Genomic DNA, 7,722 nt, shown 5'->3' on the forward strand with positions numbered 1-7,722 from the left:
CGCAAATGATAGCGACAGACGTCGCCGCCCCTTTTTTCACGCCCTTTAAATTAACTCTGGTGGTAGCCCTGGCGCTGGCGGTTCCTTATTTATTATGGCAAGTGTGGGGGTTTATTGCGCCGGGCTTGTATGGACGCGAGAAGCGCTTAGTGATTCCGCTTTTGGCCACCAGCACGTTACTTTTCTATGCCGGCATTGCTTTTGCTTACTTTGTGGTTTTACCTGTTGCTATGGCGTTTTTTACCGGCGCAGCACCGGAGGGTGTCACAGTAGCTACAGACATATCCCGTTACCTCGACTTTGTTTTAGCTATCTTCGTCGCGTTTGGTATTGCGTTTGAAACGCCAGTTGCCATTATGCTGCTTATTTGGACGGGAACCTGCAGTCGGGAGTCGCTGGCGAAAAAACGGCCTTATATTATTGTTGGTGCCTTCGCTATCGGAATGTTGTTAACACCTCCGGATGTTATTTCTCAAACTTTGCTGGCAATACCCATGTGGATGTTGTTCGAGTTGGGCTTACAAGTCAGCCGTTGGTATACGCCGGGTAAAAAGGAAGAGGACGATGTGGTTTGATGCGGGCGTAAACCTAACCAATAAACGACTGTTGAAGGACCTGGATGGCGTCATGCTGAGGGCTCAGCAAGCAGAGGTGCGGAAGCAACTGATCATATCAACCTCTATTGATGAGGCTGAACAGGCCATTAAATTGTGTCAGCAGTTTCCTGAGCAATTGGTGATGACTGTAGGTATTCACCCTCATGATGCCGGTGAAGCGCCCGCGGACTACAAACAAAAGTTAAAAGAGTTAGCCCAGCACGCTGGCGTCGTTGCTATAGGAGAGTGCGGACTCGATTTTAATCGCAACTATTCTCCCAGGCCCGAGCAAGAAGCTGTATTTGTTGCGCAAATTGAACTGGCTAATGAGCTCAACCTGCCGCTTTATTTGCATGAACGTGACGCCATTGACCGACAAATTGAGCTGCTTAACCAATACTGTGCTGATAACACCTTATGTTTAACGCATTGCTTTACAGGTGGTGCCGATGAACTGAAACGCTATGCCAAGCGCGGTCACTGGTTTGGTATTACCGGTTGGCTGTGTGATGACCGGCGTAATCAGGAGTTGGTAGCGGCGCTGCCTAATTTGCCACTCGACAGATTGGTTTTAGAAACGGATGCGCCGTTTTTATTGCCCAGAGGTATTAAACCGCGTCCTAAAATGAACGAGCCCGCATTGTTACCTGTTATCGGTGAAACGCTGGCAAAGCATCTGCAGATATCAACGCAAAAGTTAGCAGAGTTAACCTACGCAAACACTGAGCGTTTTTTTGGGCCGGGAGAACAAAGTGACTAAAGCATTCTCGCTGAATGTGTTGAAGTGGTTAGTGACAGCTTTCGTTCTGCTGGTGGTAATGATGCCCGCAGCTCAGGCGCAACTGTTACCGACAAGCCAGTCGGAACTTTCCATTGAATATACTCACAGCGAGCAAAAACTCGACCTGGAAACAGTCCGAAACCTGTCAGCCAGCCAATGGTCAAAACTGGAGAGTGATCGGGCATCCTTTGGTTATACCAGTGACGAATATTGGTTTCGTTTTCAACTTGAAAATAAACCCTACGATCGTATTCTGCACATTGCCTACCCGTTACTCGACGAGCTGACCATTTATATCATTCAGCCTGAAGGGGTAAGAACTTACCAGATGGGTGACACGGTGCCGTTCGGTGAGAGGCCGATACCCACTTCAGAGTTTGCTGTCCCATTACCTGAAAATACCAACGGTGAGATTTACATAAAAACCAATACTCAAAGCTCTATGCGTCTGCCTATTGCAGTGCGAACCGAAATTGGTTTCTTTGAAACGCAAATGAACCGACGGATAGCTGAAGGTGTTTACTTTGGTGTTTTGCTTTGTATGGCGGTATATAACTTGTTTGGTTTTATCGCTTCACGGGAACCGGAGTTTGGCGTTTACTCACTTTATACCTTATTTTTTGCCGGCCTTATGTTGTCGCTGGAGGGGCTGGGTTTCCATTACCTTTGGCCTAATTCCCTGTATTTGCAAGATAAAGGGATTCCCATATTCGGGAGTTTAACCTTTTTAACGGCTGCCTTATTTGCTTATCAGCTGCTTGAACTTAAGCGTTATCGGTACACATGGGGCCGGGGGCTGATGGTTATGGCGTTTCTGTCCGCTATCAGCCTGTTAATTGCAATTTTTGCCAGTTATCGAATCAGTATCCACGTGCTGCTGAGTCTGGCTGTGCCGGGATGTCTATTCCTGTTACTTGTCGGCGCCTACATGTGGCGTAAAGGCTTTGTCTACGCCCGTATTTTCACGCTGGCCTGGTGCAGTTTACTGGTCTCGGTTGTTGCTAACTCGCTGGGATACCTTGGCGTTATTGACAGCATGTTCATTCAACGCCATGCCATTATGATAGGCTCCGGTATTGAGATCCTGCTGCTGTCCTGGGTTCTGGCTGTACGTTATAGCGAACAACGCAAAGAGCGGCTGCTGGCCGAGAAACGCTATAACCGTGAGCTTGCAGAAAGCGTTGATGAACGTACATTTGAGCTGCAAGTCGCTTTAAGAGAATTGCAGGATGTAAATACCGAGCTGGAGCAAAAGAACACTGAAGACCCATTAACGGGGCTTTATAATCGCCGTTACTTTCAACAGCATCTTGATAGAGAACTAAGACGAACGTTACGCCGTGAGTTGCCACTGGCGTTATTAATGATTGACGTTGATCACTTTAAGCCCGTTAATGACACCCACGGGCATTTGGCAGGTGACCAAATCTTGCAGCAGCTGGCAAGTTTAATGCAGAAACATGCAAAGCGTGCTGCTGATATTGTGTGCCGTTATGGCGGAGAAGAGTTTGCCATCATTCTTCCTGAAACCGACTTACAGGAAGCTGAGATTTTTGCAAAACAATTGCTTGAGCAAGTTCGTGAAACTGAGTTTGAAACCAATGCCGGCTTGCTTAAAATTACCTTGAGTGTTGGCGTTATCTCCACCAGTGCACGTATTTTTGATAACGTTGATGAACTCTTTAAAGCCGCAGATGACGCATTGTACGCCGCGAAACATGACGGCCGCGACCGAGTTGCGGTGCAGTAACTAATTAGGAGTCAAAGATGATAAACCAGGGTGCTTTTCCGGGCAGACGACTGCGACGCTTACGCCGCCATGACTTTAGCCGGCGGCTTGTGGCGGAAAATCAGTTAAGCGTTGATGATCTCATTTATCCGATGTTTGTACTGGAAGGTGACAGTCAGCGCGAACAAGTCAGCTCCATGCCTGGTGTTGAACGCGTCAGTATCGACTTACTGCTTCAGGAATGTGCAGAGCTGGTCGGCCTGGGTGTTCCTATGGTCGCATTATTCCCCGTTACGCCGGCATCGGCAAAGTCGGAAATGGCAGAGGCTGCTTATGACGATAACGGATTAGCCCAGCGTGCAGTTAAAGCGATAAAAGCGCAGTTTCCTGAACTGGGTGTTATGACCGATGTTGCTCTGGATCCGTTCACGACTCATGGCCAGGACGGCATTATCGACGGCAGCGGCTATGTACAGAACGATATTACTACCGACATTTTAGTCAAACAGGCCTTGTCTCATGCGCGCGTCGGCGCTGACGTTGTGGCGCCGTCGGATATGATGGACGGCCGCATTGGTGCTATTCGAAGCGCGCTGGAATCTGAAGGTTTTATTAATACACAAATTATGGCGTACTCGGCTAAATATGCCAGTGCGTTCTACGGTCCGTTCCGCGATGCTGTCGGCTCTGCAGGTAACCTGAAGGGGGGCAATAAAAAGACCTATCAGATGGATCCTGCAAACTCAGATGAAGCCTTACAGGAAATAGCATTGGATATTCAGGAAGGCGCCGACATGGTTATGGTAAAACCGGGTATGCCTTATTTGGATATCGTGCGCCGGGTTAAAGACAACTTTGGGGTACCAACTTTCGCTTACCAGGTGAGCGGCGAATACGCCATGCTACAGGCTGCCATTACTAACGGTTGGTTAGGTCAGGATGTTATCGAAGAGAGTCTGTTAAGCTTTAAGCGTGCAGGCGCCGACGGCATTCTCACTTATTTTGCAAAAACGGTTGCACAACACTTAGCTGAGAAGAAACGTTAAGCTGTGATTTCATTGGCAAGCTGTGCGAGTAGCCCCTCGCGCAGCGCGCCTGTAGTAACCTCAAATTTATCGACATTGAGTGTTTTTAGCACGGCAAACAGTATGGTGATTCCACCAACTAGAACAGCCCGACGGTCATCCCTTAAACCCGCAAAATTCAGACGCTCTACTTGCCCCTGTTCAATACAGCGCTGAATCAGTTGACCTAACCAATCCCGGCTTAGTACCTGCAGGCCTTCTGCTGTCGCAATTTCACTGATTGCACGAAAAGTACCTGACGCTCCCAATACTCTTAACCAGCCATGCTTTTGGTAGTCATCAACATAGGGAGCAAGTAACTGCTCGGCGGTTTGTGACGCTTGCTCAATGCTTTCGTTGTCAATGCGCCCCTGTTTAAAGAAGCGGTTTTGAAAAACCACACAACCCATATCGAGACTGTTGAGAATATTGGCCTGGGGACCATTGCCTGCAATAACTTCCGTGCTGGCGCCGCCAATATCAATGACAAGGACCTTGTCTTTGCATTGAGAAGCACTGCAAACGCCGGCATAGATCAATTCGGCTTCGCGTTCACCGGTAATGATTTCAATGGGAGAGCCCAGCACAGCTTCAAATTTCGCAAGAAGCTGTGCTTGATTACTGGCTTTACGCAAAGCAGCAGTCGCCACTGCTTTAACGGCATGTGGCTGAAAACGTTCAAGCTCTTTCGCAAACAAATTCAGGCAATGTACACCGCGTGAAATAGCTGGGTCGTCTATGCTGTCATTTTCATCGAGTCCGTCAGCTAAACGAACCTTTTGCTTATGGCGGGCCAAAATACGGGGTTTAGGGAAGAACCCAGTCATGGAAACTTCTGCCATCAACAAATGAAAACTGTTGGATCCCATGTCGATGGCAGCGAGTTTGCGCTTTTTTGCAGGCATATTACGACGCGTTGCGCGGTGGTCCTGAGCGACGACCACGAGGCTTACCCTTGCCTCCGCCGCCGGAGTTGTGGCGACGGCGACGCTGTACAGGACGAGGGCGTCTTAAGTCTGACAGTAAAGCGTCAGGGTCGTATTTGGTGACCGGAATGGTGTGACCAATATAGTCTTCAATAGCCGGTAAGTTGTAGACGTACTCTTCGCACGCCAGGCTGATAGCTGCACCACTGGCACCGGCACGTCCGGTACGGCCTATACGGTGTACATAGTCTTCGCAGTCGTCAGGCAGGTCGAAGTTATACACATGCGTCACTTCGGGAATATGCAGACCACGGGCCGCAACATCGGTTGCGACTAAAAAGTCGAGTTTACCTTCGGCAAAGTCTTCCAGAATGCGTAAGCGTTTTTTCTGCGGGACATCGCCGGTGAGCAGACCTGCGCGGTGTTCATTCGCAACCAGCCAGCCGTGTACTTTCTCACAACCATGCTTGGTATTTGCGAAAACAATAGCTTTATCCGGCCAGTCTTCTTCAATAAGCGTGAGTAATAACGGGAATTTTTCCGGCTTCGAGGGGTAGAACAACTCTTCGGTTACCCGTGTCGCGGTTTTCTGTGACGGTTCGACCTCAAGCTTAGTTGGTGCGTTCATGTGCTCGTAGGCGAGTTCTTGCACGCGATAAGACAATGTTGCTGAAAACAGCAGGTTTAAGCGCTTGGCCGGCTCCGGCATTTTCTGCAACAAATAACGAATGTCATCGATAAAGCCAAGGTCAAACATGCGATCAGCTTCATCCAGAACCACAACCTCAATGTCGTTGAGACTGAACAGACCTTGCTTATAAAAATCGATAAGTCGCCCTGTGGTACCAACCAGTATGTCGGGTTGTGAAGCTAGCTGCTCTTTTTGGCCTTCGTAACCTTCGCCGCCATAGATAACGCCCATTTTCAATCCACAGTGCTCAATAAGAGCATCGGCGTCGTGCGCTATCTGAATAGCCAGTTCGCGAGTAGGAGCCATAATGAGTGCACGCGGCCCCGATTCTGTTTTTTCGGACGATTCGTTCTGCATTAAGCGGTTGAAAGTAGCCAGCAGAAATGCCAAGGTCTTTCCTGTACCTGTCTGGGCTTGGCCGGCAACATCACGCTCAGAGAGAGCAACAGGCAGACTTAACGCCTGAATTGGAGTACAATACTCGAATCCGGCACTGGATATTGCTTGCTGGATTTTGGGGTGAAGCGCCAAATCAGCAAAGCGAGTTTCTGTAAGATGTGTTTTAGTCATAAGTTATAAGCATATCAGTTTGCGCTTGTATTCAAAAACAGAAATAATACTATTCTAATATTTCCACGCGAAGAAAGTAGCGGAGAGTACCATGAGTGACGCAATAGTTCAGCTAAGTGATGACAGTTTTGATGCTGATGTCATTAATTCCGATAAACCCGTATTAGTCGACTTTTGGGCTGAGTGGTGTGGACCATGTAAAATGGTAGCGCCTATTCTTGATGACATTGCCAGCGAATACGCTGACAAATTGGTTATCGGCAAGCTGAATGTCGACCATAATGAACAAACACCACCTAAGTACAACATTCGTGGCATTCCAACGTTATTGTTGTTTAAAGGCGGTGAAGTTGTTGGAACCAAAGTGGGCGCATTATCACGTGCTCAGTTAACCGAGTTCCTTGAGCAGCATATTTAATGATTGTCAAAAAGCGGCGCGTTATGCGCCGTTTTTGTTGAGAAAACTGGACGGATTGCTTTTTTGGTGATAACTTCTGCTCATTAACTGTTCATACGGGTTCACCAACTCCACCGGTTAACCTGTTTTAAAATGAAACTTCTGTTTCTGGTTTCGCACTTCGCGAATTCCGAAAGTTCCAATTGTTTTACTTTCTAGAGTCAAATTAAAAAAGGCTTTGTGTTCAATCGATAACTCGAAAACCCTCCTATGAATCTAACAGAACTTAAAGACAAACCCGTAAACGAGCTAGTTCAGCTCGCGGACTCAATGGGCCTTGAGAATATGGCCCGCTTGCGCAAGCAAGACATCATTTTCGCTATTTTAAAAGCGCATGCTAAAAGTGGTGAAGACATTCACGGTGGCGGTGTGCTGGAAATTCTGCAGGATGGCTTCGGCTTCTTGCGTTCAGCCGACTCCTCTTACCTGGCTGGTCCGGACGATATTTACGTCTCCCCAAGCCAGATTCGTCGCTTTAACCTGCGTACGGGTGACACTATCGGCGGGAAAATTCGCCCACCGAAAGACAGTGAACGTTATTTTGCCCTGCTGAAAATTCGCGAAGTTAACTTCGACAAGCCTGAAAACTCCCGCAATAAAATCTTATTTGAAAACTTAACACCGCTGCATGCGGAAGAGCGTTTTCACTTAGAGCGTGGTAACGGCAGTAAAGAAGATATCACGGCACGGGTACTGGACTTATCTGCCCCTATCGGGAAAGGTCAGCGCGGGCTTATTGTCGCGCCACCAAAAGCGGGTAAAACCTTACTATTGCAGAATATTGCGACTTCTATTGCGGCGAATCACCCGGATGCTGAACTGATCGTTCTGTTGATTGATGAGCGTCCGGAAGAAGTTACCGAAATGCATCGCCTGGTGCATGGTGAAGTGGTTGCCTCAACCTTTGA

General features: G+C 48.2%; 8 protein-coding genes. 6 read left to right on the forward strand and 2 right to left on the reverse strand.

Features of this window, described 5'->3' with window-relative positions:
* The 4 genes from tatC to hemB form a co-directional block, all read left to right on the forward strand.
* Positions 1 to 575, forward strand: a 575-nt coding sequence (gene tatC, locus B3180_RS01355; RefSeq protein ID WP_286842489.1) for a twin-arginine translocase subunit TatC, incomplete at its 5' end; no start/stop codon positions are given.
* Entirely contained in the window at positions 565 to 1,356 is a 792-nt protein-coding gene (locus B3180_RS01360) for a TatD family hydrolase (protein ID WP_278358877.1), read from the forward strand. The genes tatC and B3180_RS01360, both read left to right, overlap by 11 nt.
* The gene (locus B3180_RS01365) at positions 1,349 to 3,127 is read left to right on the forward strand and encodes a sensor domain-containing diguanylate cyclase (protein WP_222235893.1); all 1,779 of its coding nucleotides are present in this window, start codon (positions 1,349 to 1,351) and stop codon (positions 3,125 to 3,127) included. The genes B3180_RS01360 and B3180_RS01365 overlap by 8 nt, the downstream gene beginning before the upstream one ends.
* Before the next feature lie 17 nt (positions 3,128 to 3,144).
* A complete protein-coding gene (gene hemB, locus B3180_RS01370; RefSeq protein WP_278358876.1) occupies positions 3,145 to 4,152 on the forward strand; it encodes a porphobilinogen synthase in 1,008 nt (335 codons plus the stop codon).
* Here hemB and B3180_RS01375 read toward each other — a convergent pair.
* Together B3180_RS01375 and rhlB are read right to left on the reverse strand one after the other, a co-directional pair.
* Positions 4,149 to 5,114 carry a Ppx/GppA family phosphatase gene (locus B3180_RS01375; RefSeq protein WP_278358875.1) on the reverse strand — a complete coding sequence of 322 codons (966 nt, stop codon included), beginning with the start codon at positions 5,112 to 5,114 and terminating at the stop codon, positions 4,149 to 4,151. The genes hemB and B3180_RS01375 overlap by 4 nt on opposite strands.
* Entirely contained in the window at positions 5,077 to 6,357 is a 1,281-nt protein-coding gene (gene rhlB / locus B3180_RS01380; protein WP_199493801.1) for an ATP-dependent RNA helicase RhlB, read from the reverse strand. The genes B3180_RS01375 and rhlB overlap by 38 nt, the downstream gene beginning before the upstream one ends.
* 91 nt (positions 6,358 to 6,448) lie before the next feature.
* Here rhlB and trxA point away from each other — a divergent pair, with 91 nt between their 5' ends.
* Positions 6,449 to 6,775 carry a thioredoxin TrxA gene (gene trxA, locus B3180_RS01385; protein ID WP_054490132.1) on the forward strand — a complete coding sequence of 109 codons (327 nt, stop codon included), beginning with the start codon at positions 6,449 to 6,451 and terminating at the stop codon, positions 6,773 to 6,775.
* A gap of 249 nt (positions 6,776 to 7,024) precedes the next feature.
* The coding region (gene rho / locus B3180_RS01390) for a transcription termination factor Rho (RefSeq protein WP_286842498.1) at positions 7,025 to 7,722 on the forward strand (698 nt) is incomplete at its 3' end.

The sequence above is a fragment of the Idiomarina sp. UBA4206 genome (genome assembly GCF_002383015.1).
GTDB lineage: Bacteria > Pseudomonadota > Gammaproteobacteria > Enterobacterales > Alteromonadaceae > Idiomarina > Idiomarina abyssalis.

Bases quoted from the DNA above. Each gene is read 5' to 3' on its own strand.
- B3180_RS01360 (WP_278358877.1), top strand. From the start codon at position 565: ATGTGGTTTGATGCGGGCGTAAACCTAACCAATAAACGACTGTTGAAG.
- hemB (WP_278358876.1), top strand. From the start codon at position 3,145: ATGATAAACCAGGGTGCTTTTCCGGGCAGACGACTGCGACGCTTACGC.
- rhlB (WP_199493801.1), bottom strand. From the start codon at position 6,357: ATGACTAAAACACATCTTACAGAAACTCGCTTTGCTGATTTGGCGCTT.
- trxA (WP_054490132.1), top strand. From the start codon at position 6,449: ATGAGTGACGCAATAGTTCAGCTAAGTGATGACAGTTTTGATGCTGAT.